Annotated in this window: 25 protein-coding genes and 1 riboswitch; of the genes, 2 read left to right on the forward strand and 23 right to left on the reverse strand. The window is 50.8% G+C overall.

Annotation, left to right across the window (positions count from 1 at the left end; translation table 11 throughout):
• Nucleotides 1-51 precede the first annotated feature (51 nt).
• The 13 genes from glmU to EV294_RS27950 all read right to left on the reverse strand — a co-directional run bounded on the left by glmU (nt 52) and on the right by EV294_RS27950 (nt 12,391).
• Nucleotides 52-1,452: a bifunctional UDP-N-acetylglucosamine diphosphorylase/glucosamine-1-phosphate N-acetyltransferase GlmU gene (gene glmU / locus EV294_RS27890; protein ID WP_132312967.1), complete on the reverse strand. Its 1,401-nt coding sequence runs from the start codon at nt 1,450-1,452 to the stop codon at nt 52-54.
• A gap of 253 nt (nt 1,453-1,705) precedes the next feature.
• Nucleotides 1,706-1,990 carry a septation regulator SpoVG gene (gene spoVG / locus EV294_RS27895; protein WP_012772036.1) on the reverse strand — a complete coding sequence of 95 codons (285 nt, stop codon included), beginning with the start codon at nt 1,988-1,990 and terminating at the stop codon, nt 1,706-1,708.
• A 129-nt stretch (nt 1,991-2,119) separates the two neighbouring features.
• Nucleotides 2,120-2,515 (reverse strand): RidA family protein, encoded by a 396-nt coding sequence (locus EV294_RS27900; protein WP_132312969.1) that lies wholly within the window; start codon nt 2,513-2,515, stop codon nt 2,120-2,122.
• A gap of 23 nt (nt 2,516-2,538) precedes the next feature.
• Nucleotides 2,539-3,366 carry a pur operon repressor gene (gene purR, locus EV294_RS27905; protein ID WP_132312971.1) on the reverse strand — a complete coding sequence of 276 codons (828 nt, stop codon included), beginning with the start codon at nt 3,364-3,366 and terminating at the stop codon, nt 2,539-2,541.
• Between the two features lie 81 nt (nt 3,367-3,447).
• Nucleotides 3,448-4,302 (reverse strand): 4-(cytidine 5'-diphospho)-2-C-methyl-D-erythritol kinase, encoded by an 855-nt coding sequence (gene ispE / locus EV294_RS27910; RefSeq protein WP_132312973.1) that lies wholly within the window; start codon nt 4,300-4,302, stop codon nt 3,448-3,450.
• A gap of 125 nt (nt 4,303-4,427) precedes the next feature.
• Nucleotides 4,428-4,613, reverse strand: coding sequence for a small, acid-soluble spore protein, alpha/beta type (locus EV294_RS27915; RefSeq protein WP_132312975.1), 186 nt, complete (start codon nt 4,611-4,613; stop codon nt 4,428-4,430).
• Nucleotides 4,614-4,775: 162 nt separating this feature from the next.
• Nucleotides 4,776-5,051 carry a biofilm formation stimulator Veg gene (gene veg / locus EV294_RS27920; RefSeq protein WP_012772031.1) on the reverse strand — a complete coding sequence of 92 codons (276 nt, stop codon included), beginning with the start codon at nt 5,049-5,051 and terminating at the stop codon, nt 4,776-4,778.
• Between the two features lie 155 nt (nt 5,052-5,206).
• Nucleotides 5,207-6,100, reverse strand: a complete 894-nt coding sequence (yabG, locus tag EV294_RS27925) for a sporulation peptidase YabG (RefSeq protein WP_132312977.1) — start codon at nt 6,098-6,100, stop codon at nt 5,207-5,209.
• 811 nt (nt 6,101-6,911) lie between these two features.
• Nucleotides 6,912-7,808 (reverse strand): 16S rRNA (adenine(1518)-N(6)/adenine(1519)-N(6))-dimethyltransferase RsmA, encoded by an 897-nt coding sequence (rsmA, locus tag EV294_RS27930; RefSeq protein WP_132312979.1) that lies wholly within the window; start codon nt 7,806-7,808, stop codon nt 6,912-6,914.
• A gap of 18 nt (nt 7,809-7,826) precedes the next feature.
• Nucleotides 7,827-8,366 (reverse strand): ribonuclease M5, encoded by a 540-nt coding sequence (rnmV, locus tag EV294_RS27935; protein WP_132312981.1) that lies wholly within the window; start codon nt 8,364-8,366, stop codon nt 7,827-7,829.
• Nucleotides 8,367-8,522: 156 nt separating this feature from the next.
• Complete coding sequence (locus EV294_RS27940) at nt 8,523-9,656, reverse strand: 3D domain-containing protein (RefSeq protein ID WP_207918203.1); 1,134 nt, start codon at nt 9,654-9,656, stop codon at nt 8,523-8,525.
• Between the two features lie 243 nt (nt 9,657-9,899).
• Nucleotides 9,900-10,108, reverse strand: a riboswitch (cyclic di-AMP (ydaO/yuaA leader).
• A gap of 183 nt (nt 10,109-10,291) precedes the next feature.
• Nucleotides 10,292-11,065: a TatD family hydrolase gene (locus EV294_RS27945; protein ID WP_132312983.1), complete on the reverse strand. Its 774-nt coding sequence runs from the start codon at nt 11,063-11,065 to the stop codon at nt 10,292-10,294.
• A gap of 30 nt (nt 11,066-11,095) precedes the next feature.
• Entirely contained in the window at nt 11,096-12,391 is a 1,296-nt protein-coding gene (locus tag EV294_RS27950) for an HD domain-containing protein (RefSeq protein ID WP_132312985.1), read from the reverse strand.
• A gap of 284 nt (nt 12,392-12,675) precedes the next feature.
• Between EV294_RS27950 and EV294_RS27955 the strand changes: the two genes are divergently transcribed.
• Complete coding sequence (locus EV294_RS27955) at nt 12,676-12,930, forward strand: AbrB/MazE/SpoVT family DNA-binding domain-containing protein (protein WP_012772023.1); 255 nt, start codon at nt 12,676-12,678, stop codon at nt 12,928-12,930.
• Nucleotides 12,931-13,052: 122 nt separating this feature from the next.
• On the opposite strand, the gene rsmI is transcribed toward EV294_RS27955, so the two are convergent.
• The 10 genes from rsmI to EV294_RS28005 all read right to left on the reverse strand — a co-directional run bounded on the left by rsmI (nt 13,053) and on the right by EV294_RS28005 (nt 20,363).
• Complete coding sequence (rsmI, locus tag EV294_RS27960) at nt 13,053-13,940, reverse strand: 16S rRNA (cytidine(1402)-2'-O)-methyltransferase (protein ID WP_207918204.1); 888 nt, start codon at nt 13,938-13,940, stop codon at nt 13,053-13,055.
• Nucleotides 13,941-13,969: 29 nt separating this feature from the next.
• Nucleotides 13,970-14,620: a tRNA1(Val) (adenine(37)-N6)-methyltransferase gene (locus tag EV294_RS27965; protein WP_243711825.1), complete on the reverse strand. Its 651-nt coding sequence runs from the start codon at nt 14,618-14,620 to the stop codon at nt 13,970-13,972.
• Nucleotides 14,621-14,736: 116 nt separating this feature from the next.
• Nucleotides 14,737-15,153 (reverse strand): initiation-control protein YabA, encoded by a 417-nt coding sequence (locus tag EV294_RS27970; RefSeq protein ID WP_132312989.1) that lies wholly within the window; start codon nt 15,151-15,153, stop codon nt 14,737-14,739.
• Nucleotides 15,154-15,185: 32 nt separating this feature from the next.
• Nucleotides 15,186-15,995, reverse strand: a complete 810-nt coding sequence (locus EV294_RS27975) for a PSP1 domain-containing protein (RefSeq protein ID WP_132312991.1) — start codon at nt 15,993-15,995, stop codon at nt 15,186-15,188.
• Between the two features lie 4 nt (nt 15,996-15,999).
• Complete coding sequence (gene holB / locus EV294_RS27980; RefSeq protein WP_132312992.1) at nt 16,000-16,977, reverse strand: DNA polymerase III subunit delta'; 978 nt, start codon at nt 16,975-16,977, stop codon at nt 16,000-16,002.
• Nucleotides 16,978-16,996: 19 nt separating this feature from the next.
• Nucleotides 16,997-17,440, reverse strand: coding sequence for a YaaR family protein (locus tag EV294_RS27985; protein ID WP_132312994.1), 444 nt, complete (start codon nt 17,438-17,440; stop codon nt 16,997-16,999).
• A gap of 16 nt (nt 17,441-17,456) precedes the next feature.
• Nucleotides 17,457-17,786 (reverse strand): cyclic-di-AMP receptor, encoded by a 330-nt coding sequence (locus tag EV294_RS27990; protein ID WP_012772016.1) that lies wholly within the window; start codon nt 17,784-17,786, stop codon nt 17,457-17,459.
• A 59-nt stretch (nt 17,787-17,845) separates the two neighbouring features.
• Nucleotides 17,846-18,499, reverse strand: coding sequence for a dTMP kinase (gene tmk, locus EV294_RS27995; RefSeq protein WP_132312996.1), 654 nt, complete (start codon nt 18,497-18,499; stop codon nt 17,846-17,848).
• 109 nt (nt 18,500-18,608) lie between these two features.
• On the reverse strand, nt 18,609-20,081 hold the full coding sequence (locus tag EV294_RS28000) for an aminotransferase class I/II-fold pyridoxal phosphate-dependent enzyme (protein ID WP_132312998.1): 1,473 nt from the start codon (nt 20,079-20,081) through the stop codon (nt 18,609-18,611).
• A 90-nt stretch (nt 20,082-20,171) separates the two neighbouring features.
• Nucleotides 20,172-20,363: a sigma factor G inhibitor Gin gene (locus EV294_RS28005; protein WP_132313000.1), complete on the reverse strand. Its 192-nt coding sequence runs from the start codon at nt 20,361-20,363 to the stop codon at nt 20,172-20,174.
• 175 nt (nt 20,364-20,538) lie between these two features.
• On the opposite strand from EV294_RS28005, the gene EV294_RS28010 reads away from it, so the two are divergent.
• Nucleotides 20,539-21,069, forward strand: a complete 531-nt coding sequence (locus tag EV294_RS28010) for a transposase (protein ID WP_132313002.1) — start codon at nt 20,539-20,541, stop codon at nt 21,067-21,069.
• The last annotated feature ends 106 nt before the right edge of the window (nt 21,070-21,175 follow it).

Raw genomic sequence — 21,175 nt, forward strand, 5'->3', positions numbered from 1 at the left:
AACCTCCTAAAAAGTCAATTTCCATATCACTTTGCCCAACTGCTGGAAAACCTATTCTTTCTTGCTTCTTTCTTTCTTCGCTTTCGCGCGGGCGCGGATCTTGTCCGCATAGCCCGGCTTGTTCACCTGGCGCTCCCGCGCAATAGCCAAATCGCCGGATGGAACATCCTGCGTAATCGTCGAGCCCGCCACGACATACGCGCCATCGCCAAGCTTCACCGGCGCGATCAGATTGACGTTGCTGCCTACAAAAGCGTTGTCGCCGATTTCCGTAATCGCTTTGTTGAAGCCGTCGTAATTGACCGTAATCGCTCCGCAGCCGATGTTAACGTCTCTGCCGACTACGGCATCCCCAACATAGCTCAAATGCGACACTTTGCTTCCATCGCCAAGCGTTGCGTTCTTCAGCTCAACGAAATCGCCGACTTTGCAGCCCTCGCCAAGCTTCGAGCCCGGACGCAGGTTCGCGTACGGACCAACCGTGCTGTCCTTGCCCACAACGGAATCGGCAACCGTCGAATATTTTACGGCGGCGCCGCTTTGAATCTCGGAATCGGTAATATCGGCCTGAGGTCCGATTTCACAGTCCTCGCCGATAACCGTATTGCCGCGCAGAACGGTGCCCGGATATATAACCGTATCTGCTCCAATTCGCACATCGGCTTCAATGTACGTATTAGCAGGGTCGATAATCGTTACTCCTTCGATCAGATGCCTGCGGTTGATGCGCTCGCGCATGAAACGCTCGGCATCCGCCAGCGCTACGCGGTCATTTACCCCAATCGCTTCCGCGAGGTCCGGCGTGCAGTAAGCTTGAACCGTATCGCCCGCGCCGCGGAAAATACCGATGACATCGGTCAAATAGTATTCGCCTTGCGCGTTCTCGTTCTTTACTTGCGCCAGGGCCGCGAACAGCTTCTTGTTGTCGAAGCAATACGTACCCGTGTTGATTTCCTTCACGGCCGCTTCTTCGGCCGAGCAATCCTTCTGCTCGACAATGCGCTGTACAGCACCGTCTGCGCCGCGAATAACGCGCCCGTAACCCGTCGGGTTATCGAAGGATGCCGTCAGAACCGTTGCCGCCGCGCCGCTGGACGCATGAAGCGCCAGCATCGATTGGATCGTCTCCGCACGTACAAGCGGAGTATCGCCGCAAATGACGATCGTTGTGCCTTCCTCCGAACCAAGCAGCGCTTCTGCCTGGCGTACAGCATGGCCAGTGCCAAGCTGCTGCTCCTGCAGTACGTATTCCACGCGGTCGCCGAGGTAGCCTTTTACCATTTCCGCCCCGTGGCCAACGATAACTACGGTCCGCTCGCTCTTTGCTTCGTTTACCGTATCGAGCACATGGCCAACCATCGGTTTGCCGCTCACTTGATGAAGAACCTTATATAGTTTCGATTTCATCCGCTTGCCTTGACCGGCAGCCAATACAATCGTCATTACCTTCAACTGTAATTCCTCCTACACGACCTGATTTGAATAATTGATATTTATAAGTTTTGATATCCTATGAATAACTTACGCATGCAACCCGCGTTACGCCGCATGGTTGGGCGTCATCGGTTCACCTTGTTAAAGACTATATCCCATTATACACAAAAAGAAAAGAGAGCCTCGCGGCCCTCTTTTCTATTATCCCTTTGCCGGAACGGCACGCGCCGTCCCGGCAAAAGGACGCAATTCCGTTACTTAAAGGATAGGCTTAAGCTCCTTCTTCAATTGCCACTTCTTCCACTGCCGCACGCTCGTATTCAGCGAGTACAGCAGCTTGGATTTTCTCCCGGGTCGTCGAAGAGATTGGGTGAGCGATATCCCGGAATTCTCCATCCGGCGTACGTTTGCTAGGCATAGCCACAAACATGCCGTTGTTACCATCGATGACGCGAATATCGTGAACGACGAATTCATTGTCAATCGTGATGGAAGCAATAGCTTTCATACGCCCTTCCGAATTTACACGGCGGAGTCTGACATCAGTAATTTGCATTTGTGTTCACCACCTTTGCCTATCTGAGACTTGGTGTATACTTCCACATTTTTGTGCAAATTCCTTCTATTTTTTTGGAAAAATATGCGATATTTAAAATATTTTTTTACAGATAATTTTTTTTCGTTTCTATTCGACAACAGTCGATGCAATGAGCTCGATTTCGACAAGAACATCCTTCGGAAGCCGCGCCACTTCTACCGCGGAGCGTGCTGGCTTGTGGTCGCCGAAGTAGGAAGAATAGATGCCGTTAACCGTTGCAAATTGATTCATATCTTTCATAAATACTGTTGCTTTTACAACATTATTTAATGTTACTCCTGCTTCTTCTAATACTGCCTGTAAATTACGGAAAACCTGATGCGTCTGTTCCTCAATTCCGCCTTCAACCAGTTGGCCCGAAGCATCCAATGGAATTTGACCGGATGTGAACAGCAGGTCACCTACTCTAATAGCCTGCGAATACGGCCCGATCGCAGCCGGTGCTTTATCTGTGGCGATTACTTGCAGCTTCTTGTCTGTCATTGCGAATTCCCAACCTTTCCGTCTTATACCTTGAAATAGTTGCCCGGAATAACCTTTGTCTGCTTGGTCTTCAGATCAACGGCCGTCAACGTCGCAAGCGATACGTAATCCTCGAGCAGGCGCTCTTCATGCTCCACCTCGCCCGATTCTACGAATACGCCGACGCCCGCAACGGTCGCTTTGAATTCGTAAAGCAAATCCATCATCCCCTGAATCGTACCGCCGGCCTTCATGAAATCGTCAATAATAAGGACCCGGGACTGCTCCTTGAGGGCGCGTCTGGCAAGGGACATCGTCTGGATCCGCTTATTGGAGCCGGAAACGTAGTTGATGCTTACCGCCGAGCCTTCCGTCACTTTATTATCTCGCCTTACAATCACAACCGGCAGGTTGAGGCAAGCCGCCGTTGCGTAGGCAAGCGGAATCCCTTTGGTCTCAACCGTCATAATCACGTCAATATTTCGGTCAGCAAAAGCTGTCGCAAACATTCGTCCAACATCGGCCAGCAGCTCCGGTTGTCCCAGCATATCGGTCATATACAAATAACCGCCCGGAAGTACCCTCTCAGGCTGTTCCAGTTGGCGGCAAATGTTGTCCATAATCGATAAAGCTGTGGAGGTATGCATCTTAGGCGTGTATTTCACGCCCCCTGCAGCACCGGCAAGCGTATTTAATTCACCGAAGCCTTCTTCTTCGAAGACCTCTTTTATAATGGCCAAATCTTCGCTGATGGAAGACTTTGCAGACTGATAGCGATCAGCAAATGCTGTGAGCGAAATTAACGTGTGGGGACGACTCAGCAAATATTGCGTCATCTCTACCAGTCTTGCACTTCGCTTCAATTTTTTCAAAGCCATTCCCCCCACTAAATCCGAATAATATAAAGTCAATATAACATTTTTATACGGATTTAATCAAGAAAAACGTCAGCATTATGTCAGCATTCTTACCACGTAGACCTCTTTACAGAACCCGCGAAGTCCATTATAGATACGTGGAAGCTTGGTTTCCTTCGAGACTAGACCAAAAACGGTTGGTCCGCTGCCCGACATGAGGACGCCATCGGCACCTAGCTTTTGCATGCTTTCTTTCAGCTGCAGCACTTCCGGATATAAATCCAAAGTCACATTCTCGAGCACATTGCCTAGCCCGGCGCAAATATCCGAGAACGAGCCGCGTTCGATGGCCGATACCATATCCCTCGTTGAAGGATGGTTCTTCAGCTCATTGGCGCGCAGCTTGCCGTATACGTCGGCCGTCGATACGTTAATCGGAGGCTTGGCCAAAACGACCCAGCACTGGGGCGGATTGCCGATCCGCTCCAGCTTCTCTCCTCGTCCGGTCGCTATCGCTGTACCGCCCGTTACGCAGAACGGGACGTCGGAACCAAGCTCCGCCCCAAGGCGGCACAGCTCGTCCTCCGAGATATTGAGCTGCCACAGACGGTTCAGCCCGCGCAGAGCGGCGGCTGCGTCGCTGCTGCCTCCGGCGAGCCCCGCGGCTACCGGTATCTTTTTATCCAAATGTATATATACGCCTTTGCGGACGTCGTAACGCTCTTTAATCAAACGCGCAGCCTGGAAAGCCAGGTTCTTCTCGTCAAGCGGTATGTATCCAGCCTGGCTCGATATAATAATCGTATCCCTCGGCAGCTCCTCCAGCTCAAGACGGTCAGCCAGATCGACCATCGTCATGATCATCTCGACTTCGTGGAATCCATCCTCCCGCTTTCGCAGGACATCGAGCAGCAGGTTGATTTTTGCCGGAGCCTTTTCGTAAATTTTCATGGCAAGCTCTCCCGTTCGTTGTTAGCTAAGCAACATTATAACAAACGGGCACAAGAAAAGCTAAGAGGTCAATGCCGGCTTTAACCGCCTTGCTCTCTTAGCTTTCTAACGTCTAAATTTCCTGTTTATTGCTGTCCATGATTTCTGGCTGCGGCTTGCTCCGCCAACTGGATGGCCCGTTTCACCATATTCCCGGCGTCCTTGGTGCTAATACCGCCCCAGCCTTCTGTTTCCACCTTGTTGATGAAACCCAGGTCCTTCGCCAGTTCGTATTTCAGTTGCTCGGACATGACACTTCTTCTGCGGCCCATGTTCCGTGCACCTCCTGTCCTTAGAAAGGTATGTGATTGCGGTATAGTATGTGCCGCGCCGGCAGTCGCTTATTCAGAAAGATCGTTTGAAAGCCCTCGATATGAAAAATGGCGAAAAAAAACGCGAATCCGGTTGATTCGCGTTTAAGCTGCTGCATGCATCTATTGTTGAATATGGGTGATTCGGACTTGACCTTCATCATTGCATACGGTCACTTCAACAGACTCTGTCAGTATATCCGCATAACTGTAGGAAACGCGCTTAAACGCGTGAGACTCCTGGTCCAGTTTGACAATGAAAACAGAAGGGTAGATTTCTTCTAACGTGCCGGTGCGTTCGATGGTCTTTCGCCGGCCACCGTTAGCTCGAAGACGGATTTTGGAGCCTACGTGGGCTTCCAAATTGCGTTTAATTTCCAATAGCGCGTTTTTTGCCATTGTCCACTACCACCTCTTTCCTTGTCCATTATAACCAGAAAGAGGAGGTTTGTCAAATGAAGCAAAATATTATATCAGCGTTGTTATTTTCTTGTCAACGGTTTTTTCGCCCATTTTATCGAATTTGATGCATATTCAATTAAAAATTGTACATATTAAGACGTTATCTTCATACTCGCCGTGGAGTGAGTCACTTTTTTGGGTTTCGGCAGCCCCATCCTGTGCCGTCCCATCGTCTCAATTCCCCCTACCCCGTCAATCCCGCTGATGGTCCCGTGAATCACGTCCGAGAGGTTGATGGATTCCCTGACGGAGGTATAGCTTGCTTTAATTGCAATATAAACAGGATCCAGCGCATGGATCAATATTCTTCCCGGGGAGCTAGCGAAGTTCGAACCCGATTGCAGCAGCGCTTCGAAATGCGATTGGCATGCGCCGGCCACCACAACAAGCCCATCCATATTCTTTTCGTATTGACGCGCAACGCGCACAGCATTTACGAAATGCTGCGAATTCTTGTAGCTGCTCAAGCTGTACAGATCTTCACCCTCGCGGTTCTTGAGGACTCCGTCATGACCGGTAATCACGACAATATCCGGCTTTACCTGCGGCAGCAAACGGTAAAGCAGCTGGGCCATTTGCGATTCGTGAGCATGCACGCCATGCGCGGGTACCTTCATCGTTTGGTACAGCTGCATGCTTTTGCGCAAGTAATTGCCGTCTCCGTCCAGATGAAGCACCTTGCCCGGCAATTCAAAATAAGACTGACTTTGCTGCTGCAAAGTAGCCCGATCGTGGCTGGATAAAACGGTAAGATGCGCCTTCTCCTGCCGCATCCGTCTAAGAGAGTCGTTTACTTTAATTTTCACTTGCTGCCGCGCGCTTGTCGATTCCGGATCGCGGACGACCGACAAGTCGGGAATTGGCGCATCCGCAAGCAAACGGTAATCCGTGCCTTTCAACAGCGCTTGATCGGATCGCATCTCTTCAACTCGGAACAGCACGTCACCGCCATAGGAATTGCGGACGACCAGGTCCCCTTGCTTCATGGGTAAATCACCTCTTCGTCTATCGTATGGGTGGAGGGGGCGGAATGTGCGGAGAAAATTGTGCGGATGGGTGTGGAAGAATGGTTGGGGAAAGGCCACGGGTGGCTCCGGCTGCCGCATTTGAGGGACGGGGTAACTCCCAACGGCCGCTGTTGCCTGTACATTGCTTTGAACTTATGCCACATGGGTGGCAATGTATCGGCAAAGGCGGACGCTCCGCTCCTTATCGGAGTTACCCCTTACCCTCTTGCGGGTAGCCTGCGCCTCCCAATTGCCTCCCCACATTCCTTGTGGGAGGCCGAGGCTGCTGCGCTACTGCGCCAGGCGCGGCGTTATGGCGGGCCAGCGGCGTTGCCTGACCGCATGACCATGACCACGCCCGCTGAGCTGGCGGGCTCGTGTGCTTATAAGCGTGACCCATGGCTGCTCCAAGCAGCGTAATGGCGTAGTTGCGCCTGCCTAAGACAGAGTTGCATGCGGAGAATGACTATATATGTATTGCCCGGGTAATGGTGGAGTGAATCATGTACAAGGTGCGTTAGAGGGTGCGTTTAGTGGACAGTAAGAGGAAAATCCCGTGTTACAAGGCATCAGGTAGACGACGGAAAGCTTTTCGGGTGGTCTGAACCGATTAGAGGGTTGCTCGGGCCTGGAAAGCCGCTGTAAGCGCCGAGGACCGCACAGCGCTTCGCAGCCGTGCCGTGGCCCTCCCCACCCGCCACTCCGGCGGCGGGCGCGCCTACAACAAAGCCGGCGGCGTTAACCGCTCGCCGCCGGCTCAAACCAGGCTCGGCCGCCGCAGCAGGCCGAGCTAACCCCGCCAGCCCGCCGCCAGAAAGGCGCGGCTGATGCGGGCGAACTCGTCGAGGGACAAGGTCTCCCCTCGACGGCCAGGGTCTATCTCGCAGCTGACAAGCAGCTGCGTCATTTCCTCGCGGCGTTCCTTGCCCACGAACGCCGTCAGATTGTTCGCCAGCGTCTTGCGGCGCTGGGCGAAGCTCGCCTGAACGATGCGGAAGAAATGCGCCTCGTCCTCAACCTCTACCGGCGGCTTCTCGCGCACCGCCAGCTTGATGACAGCCGAGTCGACATTCGGCTGCGGGATGAACACCGTATGCGGCACGATGCAGACAAGCTGCGGCTCGCAATAATACTGCACGGCTACGCTCAGGCTGCCATACTCCTTGCCGCCCGGCTTTGCCGCCATCCGCTCCGCGACTTCCTTCTGGATCATGACGACGATGTTTTCGAGCGGCAGACGCTCTTCCAGCAGCTTCATCAGGATCGGAGTCGTCACGTAATACGGCAGGTTCGCCACTACGCTTACGCCGCTCACATCCGCGAAACGCTCCTCGAACAGCTTTTTCAGATCCAGCTTAAGCACGTCGCCGTGCACGACCTTCACGTGCTCCTCGCCCGCCAGAATGTCGCCTAGAATCGGAATAAGCCGGTTATCGATCTCGATAGCCGTTACCGTGCCCGCGGCGGCAGCCAAATGCTGCGTAAGCGCCCCGATGCCCGGACCGATCTCAAGCGCGCCCTTCGTCTTGTCGAGTCCGGCCGCGCTTACGATCTTGTGCAAAATATTTTGATCAATCAGGAAGTTCTGGCCCAAGCTTTTCTTAAACTGAAAGCCATACTTCGCGATAATTTCCTTCGTGCGCTTCGGCGTTGCCACTTCAATCGCCTTTATATCGTTTCCGCTCATGCCGTTCACTCCTATCTCCTATCCCTGTTCCATCGTGCGCAGAGCCTCCGCGAATTCTTCGCGGGAAATACGGAAGCTTGTACACCTTTTGAAAAACTGCTTGCCGTTCGCATACCCGATCCCCAGCAGCTTGCCCATTTGAAGCCGGCGGTTTGCCGCGTCCGGATGAACGATAAGACCCGCTTCCATCAAGTCCTCCCAGGTAATATTCCCTTCTCCGGCCGCCATTTCCGTCCGAAGCTCGGAGAGCGCCTGGCGAATCGCCTCGGGGCTTGCGTTCTCAATTCCGATATCGCCTTTGTACATCGCCTTCTCCTGCGGCAGAAAAGCATGCTTGCAGCCCGGCACCCGCCGCGCCACAATTTTGCGTATTCTCTCGCCCGCATGATCAGGATCCGTAAATATTATAACGCCTCTGCGTTCCATCGCCAGCTCGATCCGGCGCAGCACTTCCTCGCCGACCGCAGAACCGTTGGTTTCGATCGTATCCGCTTCAACGGCTCTCTTCACGGCAACCGTATCGTCTTTGCCTTCCACCACAATAATTTCCTTAATCACAAGCAAACATTCCTTTCTAAAAAGCAGCAACTTCCGCTCTTCTTTCACCGTCAATAATATGCAGCTTGCTTAGCATCTCCGTGCACACAAAAAGAAGAGGCAGCGCCTCTTCTTATAATGGCATATTTATCAATGAAATACGATAGCGGTAAGCCATTAGCTTGCGGATGGCTTGGTCGGACCAAGCACGTATACGGTATATCCTTTTTTTCGGCCGAACTTATTGGCATAGCTTGTGCTGTCAAAGTAAACGTCGATCTTGTTGCCATTGATGGCACTGCCCGTGTCTTCGGCTCTGCGGAAGCCAATTCCTTCGATGTACACCCACCAGCCGATTGGAATAACATCGGGATCCACCGCAATGGTACGGCCTTCCTTCACCTTTGCGCCGGAAGCCGTAATGCCGTAGCCCGGATGACTCTCATCCTTGCCCGTAGAAGCTACACCTGCCGAATAGGCGGTTAAGGTTACATTCTTGAGAATCTTCTTCGGCTTAAACGTTACGCCGCTCTTTGTATACGAGGCTGTGCTCGCGGCCGAGAGCGTATGTACGTCCTTCTTCGAGCCTACTGCTACGACCTGACTGACCGTATGCTTCTGAACGACCTTGTCGACCAGCTTGGAGGAGACAAGAACTCCGTTCTCGTACTTCTTCTCCACGCGCTCGATTACGACGCCGTTTTTACCGGTTTGCACCAGCTTCTCCTTCCCTTGCTCAAGGGTTGGATCTTGTTTCTTCACGATCGAGAACGGCAAAGTCCGTTCGGTCTCTGCTACTTTCGTATCGACGCGGGTAACGGTAACCGTCATTGCCTTCGAAATCTGAGTATCGAGAGACGGGATAACTTTATCTTGATCGCGGACAGGAATATTTAATTTCCCGATCGCCGCCTGTACTGTTTTCTCTGTCGTGTACACCGTCGATGTTTTGCCATCTGCTTTTACGGTAACCGGAACCGCGTACTTGATTTCGATGCGGTCTCCGTCTTTGATGGACGCATTCAGAGGGTGTGATACCTCGTCATAAGGTCCAACCGTTATAGCTTGTTCATCCAGTAGGCGTTGCAGGACCCATTGTTTTGTCTTTACGACAGTTTCTTGTCCATTCACCACTACGGATACGCTCTTATCAGCCGATCCGTACAACAACACCAAAAACATGAAAGTCATAGCGATTGAGATAATTGCACTCAGAACAATTAAACGCAAATTTTCATGCTTCCATCGCATTGCGAAAGTCATGCTGGATGATCGCTTCCCATGGGTCTCCTTAGCCTGGATCATGCCCACTTCTATCGGTCCTCCTTCATAGCCCCGCCGCCAATCTGTTACGCATGATACTATTGACGCGACTATTGAGTATATTGGCGTGACAAGCACGCTCCAGTGTTACGGCCTCCCACCTCCAAGATTTACCCTGTAAAGACTATTTCCGAATAGCGAAATCGAAAATAAAAAGAAGCCTTCGACAGAGGATCTGATCGTGGCTTCCTGGGTAATCAAACATTCAGGAAAAGGTGAATACACGAGGTTGATCGCTCTCTATAATCGCTTACGAGGTTAGCTGACGGGTTCGGACGAGAGAGCTGCCCTATCCACGGAACGAATGCTCATGGCAATCGCCGCAAAATTCACCCCTGAAGAATTCATACGCGGCAGATGCTTCATGACGTCTTAACGATGCATCCGCTGGCGTTGGTTCCCCCGCTCTCCGGCTTTCGGAGATTAAGCGCAAACTGGAAATCCAATACAAAAGTTAAAGCTCTGAGAAAAATCATACATTCCTGACCACAGAATTGTAAAGATGCGTTAAAAGACGATTTTAACGAAATTTTAGGATTCTGAAGGCAAATAGGGGCGATTCCAACAAGTAAAAAGAGTTTTATCGCCGCAATAGTCTTTATTTCAGCGGTTTTAGACCGTTTTTAAACAATACCAAAACATTTTTTACCGTTTGCGCTTGTAATAACAGCGATTTCCTCCTTGGATTTTCCTGTTATGTCCGCTGCGGCCTCTGCGACTAAAGACACATAAGAGCTCTCGTTTCTCTTCCCTCTAAATGGATGAGGAGACAGATACGGGGAGTCCGTTTCGATGAGAAGACGATCAAGCGGAACCTTCGCAAGCACCTCTTTTGGCACCCTTGCATTCTTGAACGTGACCGGTCCGCCAAACGATATATAAAAGTTCATATCGAGGCACATTTTGGCCGTTTCCCAGCTGCCCGAATAGCAGTGCATGACTCCTCCGACTTCAGACGCCTTCTCTTCCCTCAGAATACGGACAATGTCCTCATGCGCATCCCGGTTATGAATGACAATCGGCTTACCCAGCTTCCGGGCAAGGCGGATTTGCTCCCGAAATACCCGGTGCTGCACCTCCTTCGGAGAGGTATCCCAGTGGTAATCAAGACCGATTTCTCCTATGGCTACAACCTTCGGATGGGAACAAAGCTGCTCAATCCACTCCAGGTCCCCCGGCTCCATAAAAACGCTGTCTACCGGATGCCAGCCTACCGCTGCGTAAATAAAATCGTATTTTTCCGCGAGCTCCATCGTCGTTGGAATTGTCTCCCGGTTGAAGCCGATATTGATCATTAAATCGACACCGGAAGCGCGCGCTCTTTCGATAACTTCTTCACGGTCGCTGTCGAATTGCGGGGAGTCCAGGTGGGTATGCGTGTCGAATAAAGATATCATCTTAGCTGCAAGCTCCTTCTATATAAAGAGTTAAATTTTAAACAATTGCCGAACGCCCGGGCTTAGCCGGTCAGCTGCGGCAAGAAGCGGTTCAATCGGATAATAGATATGATACTGGCCTTGATGCAGGCCGCTGATGGAACGGACAATGTCGGATTTTACCGATATTTCGCTTAAGCTGTTATCGTCGCTCAGCAGCAGAATCGGCGCTTTTTCCTCTTTCCCGCCTTTTTTCGCATCCGGGCGATAAATGTCGTAGGGCTGGTCAAAAGGAAAATCGATTTCCATATGGTAGTCCGGATTAAGGCCGATTGCGATGAACTCCCGGGCTGCTTGTTCCAATAAAGAGTCCCCCGGATCATCCAGCGTAATGTATTTGTATAACTGGCGATTAAGGAAACGGTCGCATAATCCCGCCAGCAGAGCATCCTCCTCTTCGGTCCATAACGAGAAGATGGTCTGCATGTAGGCCTCGTCCAGCTTCAAGTAATCCGTTACCGTAATGCTGCCGTCCAGCAGCTTATTGATTGGTCCCGGCATCCAGGAGAATGCGTAACCATTGTCGTACAGCTCCTTGGCGCGGCGCGTAATCTGTCTTAGGATAATCTCCGAGCTTCGGGTAACCGGATGGAAATAAATTTGCCAATACATCTGGTAACGGGACATCAAATAATGCTCAATGGCGTGCATCCCGCTCTCTTTCACGACAATCTTGCCCTGAACAGGACGAAGGACGCGCAAAATCCGCTCCAGGTCGAAGTTACCGTAGTTGACTCCCGTAAAATAAGCGTCCCGAAGCAGATAATCCATTCGGTCCGCATCCATCTGGCTGGAGATCAGGCTTACTACAATGGGGTTTGGGTACGTTTTGCTGATTACCGAGGCTACCTTCTCCGGGAAATCCTCCGAGACGCGGCGCAGCACGCGGTTCACTTCCGTATCCTCCAGCAGGATCGCACAGGTCCACTGCTCATGATGGGTGTCAAATACCTGCTCCAGCGAATGGGAAAAAGGCCCGTGGCCAACGTCGTGCAGGAGCGCTGCGCAGAGCGCCAGAAGTCTTTCCTCCATCGGCCAGCCCGGATATTCGTTACGCTCGAATTGCGAGATGATTTTCCTCGTTATTTCATAAACCCCAAGGGAGTGGGAGAATCGGCTGTGTTCTGCGCCATGAAACGTCAAATAAGAGGTTCCAAGCTGGCGAATTCGTCTAAGCCTCTGAAACTCCTTCGTATTGATCAAATCCCACACCGTCTGATCCTGCACGTAAATATATTTGTGTACCGGATCCTTAAAAACCTTCTCTTCGGTCAGCTGCTGATTCATTCGCCCTTTCAACTCCTTTGTTCATGGTTTCGACACAAAACTCTGATAGAATGTCGAATAGTGTCGTAATATAGTTTCCAAATTGTCGAAGCTGTTGTATTCTATAGTAAGATTAATATGACCTTGCTATAGAGTCAAATTCCCATAAATATAGGTCTGATAAGGTCTATCAGAGACATTCTCGGTTGACTATTATGGGAATCGTTGGTATTATAGTAGCCATAAAAAGAAAAACTATGTCGAATAGTGACGAAATGTTATTTCCTGAGAGGAGAAACAAAATCATGATGAAATCTACTGGTATTGTACGTAAAGTCGACGAATTGGGTCGTGTTGTTATTCCAATCGAATTGCGTCGTACGCTTGGTATTGGCGAGAAAGATGCTCTGGAGATCTATGTAGACGGCGAGCGTATCATGCTTAAGAAATACGAGCCTGCATGTATCTTCTGCGGCAATGCAGAAAACGTATCTTACTTCAAAGGCAAAATTGTTTGCCATATTTGTTTATCTGAAATGCCTTCTCCTGTGACAAAATAAGAAATATAGGTTATAATAGAAATACACCAACTTGTTAATTCTAACCTTTTTATACTCCTTGATGCCTTCCTGTGCTAGAACCCGGCCAGGAAGGTCTTTTTTTGCCCAAATAACGCAGTAATCTATCGATTGACTGCGTTATACACTTCCCTCTTCGGCAGGCCTCTGTCCTGAGCCGTTTTTTTAATAGCCTCCTTGCGGTCGATTCCTTCGTTCTCGTAGTGGGCCACATGCTCTTCAAGCTCAAGCAGCGTCCACCAATTCTCTCCGTTATCTGACGCGTCTCCCGCTCCTGCAGCTGCCCCCTCAATAATGAGGCAGTATTCGCCCAGGGGAGGGTTCTCTTCAAGAAAAGCTAGACATTCGGATATGCTGCCGCGTGCGGCTTCTTCATGGCGCTTCGTAAGCTCTCTAACCATTGCAATCCTCCGGTCGCCCCAGTGCTCTAGCATGGCTTCCAGCGTCTTCTTCAGGCGATGGGGAGACTCGTACGTCATAAGCGTCCCTTCTTGGCGGGCAAGACGGGCCAGCCATTCGGCAAGCGGCTTTTTATCTCGCGGAGGGAATCCCGTGAACATAAACCGATCGGTCGGAAGACCCGATATGATCAGAGCCGATAAAGCCGCATTTGCTCCCGGTATCGGCACTACCTTAATACCCGCTTCTACGGCATCCTTAACAAGGTCGGCCCCTGGATCGCTGACGGCAGGCAAGCCTGCATCGCTGACAAGCGCAATAGACTGCCCTTCTATTAATAAACGGATGAGCTCGCTTCCGCTAGCCTGCTTATTATGCTCATGGTAGCTAACCAATCTCGTAGAGATTTCGAAATGAGTCAGAAGCTTGCGGGTCTGTCTTGTATCTTCAGCCGCGATAAGCTGCACTTCCTTTAACGTCCGGATTGCCCGGTAGGTCATATCCTCCAGATTGCCAATTGGAGTGCCGACCAAATATAAGATACCGTAATCGCTATCCGCTTGATCTTTAAAGCTTTTTTGAATTTGTATCATATCCTTGCTCCCTCCCATCCGTAAATGGCTTATTCGTATACGAAGACCGGCGGCAGCAGCCTAAGCTCCGGCTTGCCGTCGCGTATCGCTTCTATTAATACCATATTGGCCTCTCCTTGCGCATTCGGATGGATGAATTGCACGCGCTTTGGCTCAAGCCGGTATTTCCGCATCGTCTCCATAATATCGATAAACCGCGAAGGACGATGAACCATAGCCACCTTTCCTCCCGAACGGACAAGCCTTGCACAGGCATGAACGACATCATCCAACGTGCAATGAATTTCATGGCGCGCGATGGCGTAATGATCATTCTCGTTCGAGTCGCCCGCTTTTACCGCCATGTATGGAGGATTGACCGTTACGGCGTCATAAATACCATTGCCCGCTTCTTTCATGTATATTTTCAGATCCGCCTCTATGATGGAAACCTGCTCAGACAGATTATTCATTGTCACGCTGCGCCTTGCCATATCGGCCAATCTTGGTTGGATCTCAACCGCGTCGATCTTCGCATCGGTCCTTGTCGTCAGCAGCATCGGGATTACCCCGTTTCCTGTGCATAGATCAAGAATCCGTCCTCTCTTTGGAATCGTTGCGAACTTCGACAGCAGCACCGCATCCAGAGAGAAGCTGAATACTTCCCGGCTTTGAATGATACGGAGGCCCGTCTCCGTCATCAAATCATCAATTCGTTCATTTGGTTCCAGCTTTACTTCCCGCACCTTTGACCTAACTCCCCTGACATAAAGATACCGCCCTACATAGACGAGGACGGTATACATACAATGTTCTATTATTTATTGAGGAAGGATAAGCAGAACAGGCAATCTCCTTCTGTCCTCAAATGCCCGTAATACACGTTGCAAATGTGGAATCCTTCGTGGTACAGCCTAGCCAAATTATCATGCGCCTCACCGACGAGACCGGCTTGCTGCGATGTATCGTGAACCGTATCTTCCTCCGCATGTACTGCAACCTCCCGGCGGGCAGGCTGGACGGCTTGTCCTACCTGGCGGCTTACAGCTGTTTTTGGCTTCGGCGACGTCTCGCGTTTCAATATTTTGCGCAGCCGTTCATTTTCCATGCTCAGCTGCTGATTTTCCTCCAGCAGTTCTTTGACCCGCTGCTTCAGAACGCCAAGATGGACGTGGAAATCGCCCATCCGGCTTTCTAATTCGTCCATTTGATTAAAGATTTCTTTGTTCTCCAAGCTTTCACCCCAGAGCTTTCAAACGTAGTCGTTCAATTTTCCTTCACAACCACATCGTCGAGCGGCAGCTCCTTCGGTTTACCCGACACATCGAACAACTGCACGTACACAGACTTCGTGGAAGCGTTGATGCCCGTTACTTTGCCTTCGCCATAAGACGTGACGACGATTTTGCCAACGGAAGGAAGCTCCTCCCGCACGCTTTCGTAATTGTCATGCTCATATTTCAAGCAGCACATAAGACGGCCGCATAATCCCGAAATCTTCGTAGGATTGAGCGATAAGTTCTGATCCTTGGCCATCTTGATCGATACCGGTTCGAAATCCCCGAGCCAAGAGGAGCAGCATAATACACGCCCGCATGGCCCGATGCCCCCCAGCATCTTCGCTTCGTCGCGTACGCCGATTTGCCTAAGCTCAATACGCGTACGAAACACACTAGCCAAGTCTTTTACCAATTCCCGGAAGTCGACCCTTCCTTCAGCCGTAAAATAGAAAATGATTTTGTTCCGGTCGAACGTGAATTCCACATCAACCAGCTTCATCTTGAGCTGATGATCTCTTATCTTGTCCAAACAGGTGGCAAATGCGTTCTTCGCGGCAGCGCGGTTCTCCTCCACGACCTTCGCATCTACCTCGCTGGCAATCCGGATCACTTTCTTCAGCGGAAGGACAACGTCTTCTTCACCGACTTCTTTCTGTCCGACCACGACTTTACCATATTCGATCCCCCTGGCCGTTTCGACAATCACATGCTGGTCCTTGTCCACGGGGTGCAGGGCTGGATCAAAGTAATAAATCTTGCCCGCCTTCTTAAAGCGGACACCGACAACGTTATACAAGGATTTAGCCCTCCTGTAGGTTTACCAATAGTTGCTCGACAGCAAGCTGCGGAGATACGTTGGAACGTATCTTCTTACCCGCTTCAAGCGTATGCTCGATACAAGAAATCCAGTTCTCGATCGGGCGGTTAAACGCATGCTTGCTAATCCAGTCCAACTGATCTATATAAACAATGCTTTCCTGCCTTCCGGCCTGAAATTGAATCATGTCTTTGAACCATAATACAAGTAACGACAGCATGAGCTGCGCTTCACCCGCAAGGTCCGTTTTGAAAAATTGCTGCTGGGCGGTGAGCATTCCCGCGGTGAATCGGGTCAGACTCTCCTTCCCTAATTGTATCACTACGTTTCTGATTTCTGCAAACTGATTCTGTTGGATAATCTCTCTAGCGCCTTCCAGTCCGGAGCTCAGTTGAACGGCTGCGCGGGCCAGAGTCGGCGGCGCTCCTTCATCGACCAGAGACTGCAGCATTTCGTTTGACGAGAACGGCAGGAATGGCACCCACTGCGCTCTTGAACGAATGGTCGGAAGCACGGCTTGTCCATTATCCGTAATTAATATGGCAACAATGGGGGAAAGCGGCTCCTCTAGAAATTTAAGCAGACTGTTAGCTGCCTGAAGGGTCATTGTCTCCGCACGCTCGACAATATATACCTTCCGCGAAGTTCCGCTTCCCCGGTAAGCAAGCTCGCGCTGGAGCTCGCGTATTTGATCGATCTTGATGGATTGCCCATCCGGCGTAATAGTGAGCAGATCCGGCTGATTCCCATTCTCGAATTTCCGGCATTCCAAGCAATGATCGCAGGCGTCATCCCCGCCAGAGGTGCAGAAGAGGGCCTTGGCGAAAGCTCTGGCCATAGCCTTTCTCCCTGTGCCGGAAGGGCCGTAGAACAAATAAGCATGCGATACTTTTCCGCTCTGCAACGCATGCTTTAAGATTCGTTTTGCTTTCCATTGGCCGGCTACTTGTTCCATGCTCATTGCTGCTTACCCTTTCTTTCTAAAACAATAAATTAATAAGAAGTCCGCGAATTTCACCGATCCGGCCAAGCAGCTCGATTCTGCCTTGTTCCGACTCCAGCAGCTCTTCCGCCATGGATACAAGCGCCGAATCAATCTCATCCAGCAGCTTGTATCGCTTGGTCCGGCCTCTTCGATCAAAGCCGCGCAGCTCCTTCAGTCCGATCCCGCGTTTGACGGTATCCTCCAGAAACCGCTTCACCATCTGCCGGTACATCTTCAGCTCACGAACCGTCATCGTTCTGGCCAGACGCTCGCCTTGATTATGAATTTCCGTAAGCTTCTGCTGCAGCTGCTCCTGCGTCCGCAAAGCATCCTGCTGTACCAAGGCATCCGAGAAGCTTCTGGCAGGAGCCGGCTTCGTCGCCGTGTCCCCGCCTGCTCGGTTTTGGCCAAGCGGACGCCAGCTTTGATCGATTTTCATCGCTATTCACGTCCAATCAGAAATGTTCGAAACGCTCAACAGGTACGACAAAGACTGCCGCTCCCCCAACTTGCACTTCTACAGGGAAAGGAATATACGAATCGGTCGAGCCGCCAATTGGAGAAACAGGCGTAACCAGTTGATCTCTCACCTTGCAGTTCGAGCTGATGACCTGCAGAACCTCATGAACGCGTTCGTCTTCTATGCCAATCATAAACGTTGTATTACCTGCTCGAAGGAATCCTCCTGTACTTGCAAGCTTGGTTGCGCGGAAGCCATCCTTCACAAGAGCATTCGACAAACGGTTGCTGTCCTTATCTTGTACAATCGCAATGACTAATTTCATCCTCATTCCTCCCATTTGGTTAGGTTAATAGAACAGGCACGAAGTCATTCCTACGTTGTTTATTGCACATCGGCTGCGAAAAACCCTTTAAATCTGCGGTCAATCGTCAAAATAACTTCTTCCAGTACAGCATTTGCGGCTTTTCCCGCATCAACCCGCACCATTCGCTCCGGAAACTGCTCCAGCAGCTTCCGGTAGCCTTCCCGCACAAGCTGGTGAAAAGCAAGCGACTCCAGGTCCAAGCGGTTGACTTCGCGTTCGCCTGCGGACCTGATCCGGGCTAATCCCACTTCCGGATCAATATCCATGTAAATCGTAAGCTGAGGCATTGCTCCATCCACCGCAAAACGGTTGATTGACCATACCTCCTCCATGCCAAGTCCTCTGGCATGGCCCTGATAAGCGAGGCTGCTGTCCACGAAACGGTCGCAGATGACGATCTGACCGTCCGCAAGCGCCGGCATTACCTTCTCGACTAAATGCTGGCGTCTTGATGCCGCATACAGCAAGGCTTCCGTACGCGCATCCATTCCCGTATGGTTACGGTCCAGGATGACCGAACGGATCTGCTCCGCAATCGGGATGCCGCCTGGCTCGCGGGTCGTAACGACTGTCTTGCCCCGCTGCTGCATCGTATGCGCGAGCTGCTCAATCAGTGTTGTTTTGCCGGCGCCTTCGCCGCCTTCTATCGTAATAAAGATTCCCTTATTCAACTTCGTATGGCTCCTAACTGTTACTACCCACCACTATAGTTGGGTATAGTATATATTTTAACAAAGTTCTAACAAAGCGAATACCCTTGTCCTACTTATTTTCGCCTAATTATCGCGAATATACGGCAATTGTCAGCATCCTGCTGTCGACGGCTCCCTGAAACTTGGCGCCAGTCTCGGCTAGTGACGAGATGTACCCAATCATTTCATTGGTCAACACTTCCCCCGGGTATAGAATAGGTATCCCCGGAGGATAAGGTATAACCATCTCCGCGACCTCATAGCCTTCCGATTCTACTAAAGGCAATCTTTGATGCTTCCTCTTTTTCCGGCTCCATTCTATCGGCTGCAATTGATTAGGTGATCCAATAACCGGATAATAGCCCGTAGAAACTTTTCCGTCCTTACAAGGACTGGCATCGATAATTTGTTCGATCTGTTTGCAAGCAGCCTGAAGCTCTAACCTCGATGCCTCCCCTGTCCGGCTTCCCCACACCAGCACGACATGCTTCATATCCGCCATCTCCGCCCAGCAGCCCTGCTCCTCCAGCAGCTTCTGCAGTTCAAAGCCTGTAACGGTCCCTGTACGATCCCATAAAACAACTCTTAGCGGATCCAAGCTATCGTAAGCCGCTGACCCTTGATCAGCCGGTAGTACCTTCAAAGCCCCGTTCTCTTGGGCTATCCAGGCCCGGAATGCCTGTACGGAAGCAACTCCCGGTTCAAACCATGCAGCCTCATACCGGTCTACCATAACTCGTGCAACATCTAGGGAAGCCATAATCGGAAAGGAAGGGCTTGAGCTTTGAATCGCGGCTAACGCTTCCTTTATCGGGTCCCTTGGAATCCGGTCTCCCTTCAGATGCAGCATTGCCCCCATCGTTAGGGCGGACAACGTCTTATGGGTAGACTGCACGACGGCATCCGCGCCGGCCTGAATTGCCGTCTCCGGGAATAAAGGATGTAATCCGTAATGCGCGCCATGCGCTTCATCTACGAGCAGCAGGCTATTATAGCGGTGTACAAGTTCCGCATAGCTTGTCAGATTCGTAGTCATGCCGTAATAATTTGGATTGGTCAGCATGACCCCTTTAGCTTCGGGATACAGCTTGAGCGCCTCTTCAATGACTTCCAACGAAGGAGTTGTTGACAGCCCTGTTTCCTCATCCATTCTAGGTGTGACAAAAACCGTTCTTGCCCCTGTCAGCTTTAATCCGTTAATAACCGACTTATGAACATTCCGCTGAACAATCAAGAGATCGCCGGGCTCGCATACACCGAGGATCATTGCCAGATTTCCGGAGGTGCTTCCTCCTATAAGAAAAAAAGTCTCATCCGCCCCAAAGCATTGCGCGGCGAGCTTTTGCGCTTCGGCTATGAATGCTTCCGGATGATGCAGATCATCCGTGGAAGACAGCTCCGTCACGTCCAGCTTCATTATCCCAGACAGCCAATTCACCGCATGGAATTGTTCCTGCTCATATATATGTCCATATCCGTGCCCGGGTACGTGAAAACCAACCGGATCCGTTTCATAATGGCGTACCAATGCCTCAAACAAAGGGGCCTGCATTCGATTCATGGTCTAAAAGCTTCCCTTCTATCTATTATTCGTCTATTGTAACGGATTTAGGCACAAAAAAAGAGCGGCATCCTATTAAAGGGATTCCGCTCAGGCGTTTTTCTCGATAAAAATCTGTTTCATTTGATGAATAAAGAAAGGGTATTTGGCATCCTTCACATCCGTACGAACCATCTCGGATTCACATGCTTCGCATATAAACTCGGACACAATGCGGATTCCTTCACCCTCTGCTTTATGCTCCCCGCATATAATGCAATGAAGCGCGCGTTCTTCCGACATACCTATCCCGCCTTTCTGTCATCCTATATAGCTATTATTATGGCATATATTCTAGCGGTTTATACTTGTTTCATAGCCCATTTCAAATATTTCTATATCGTATGCAGCATCCGCCTAATTGGTGAATCCAAAACTGCCGATATACTACCTGAGTAATAAAGAAGGGAAGTACAATATGCGTCAATCTTTAGTGGACCAGCAAGCAGCCACCATATACCAATACAAGTTAATCAAAAAGAAAGTAATCCGTCCCGAGCTTGTCCAAAGCCATATTCTCAGTGCTGTCATCCTGCTGGCTTTCCAGCTGCTGATGTACCGCATGGATGGCCTGTTCAGTTGGCTTCTTGGATTCGCTATCGTGCAAGTCATTCATCTTGTTATCCTGCTGCTTGCCTTTATACGCGTAGACGATGCCGTTGACCGCCGCTGGGTTTGGGGAATTACACCGCCATGGTTTGGCTTCAAACCTGCCAACGATATCCGTCTTGCCCTATACCGCCGCGTACACCGTCATCTCTTCTGGGTTGGTCTATGCGCGGTAGCGGTTCTGTATCCATGGATTCAGCCATCCCTATTGATCAGCATCCTCTTCTGGCATTTATGGCTTATCGTCCCTCGTATGCTCTTATCTCTTGCCTTCAGCAAGCAGCGCAAAGACGGCATTCTCCGCCTCCAAAAAAACGAGGCCTCTTACTACCATCAATAAAACACCGAAATAACACAAAAAAACCTGCCGCGAAATGCGGCAGGCTCTTTCATTGCTTGGCGACGTCCTACTCTCCCAGGACCCTGCGGTCCAAGTACCATCGGCG

The sequence above is a fragment of the Paenibacillus sp. BK033 genome, from assembly GCF_004345425.1.
In the GTDB taxonomy this organism is placed as follows: domain Bacteria; phylum Bacillota; class Bacilli; order Paenibacillales; family Paenibacillaceae; genus Pristimantibacillus.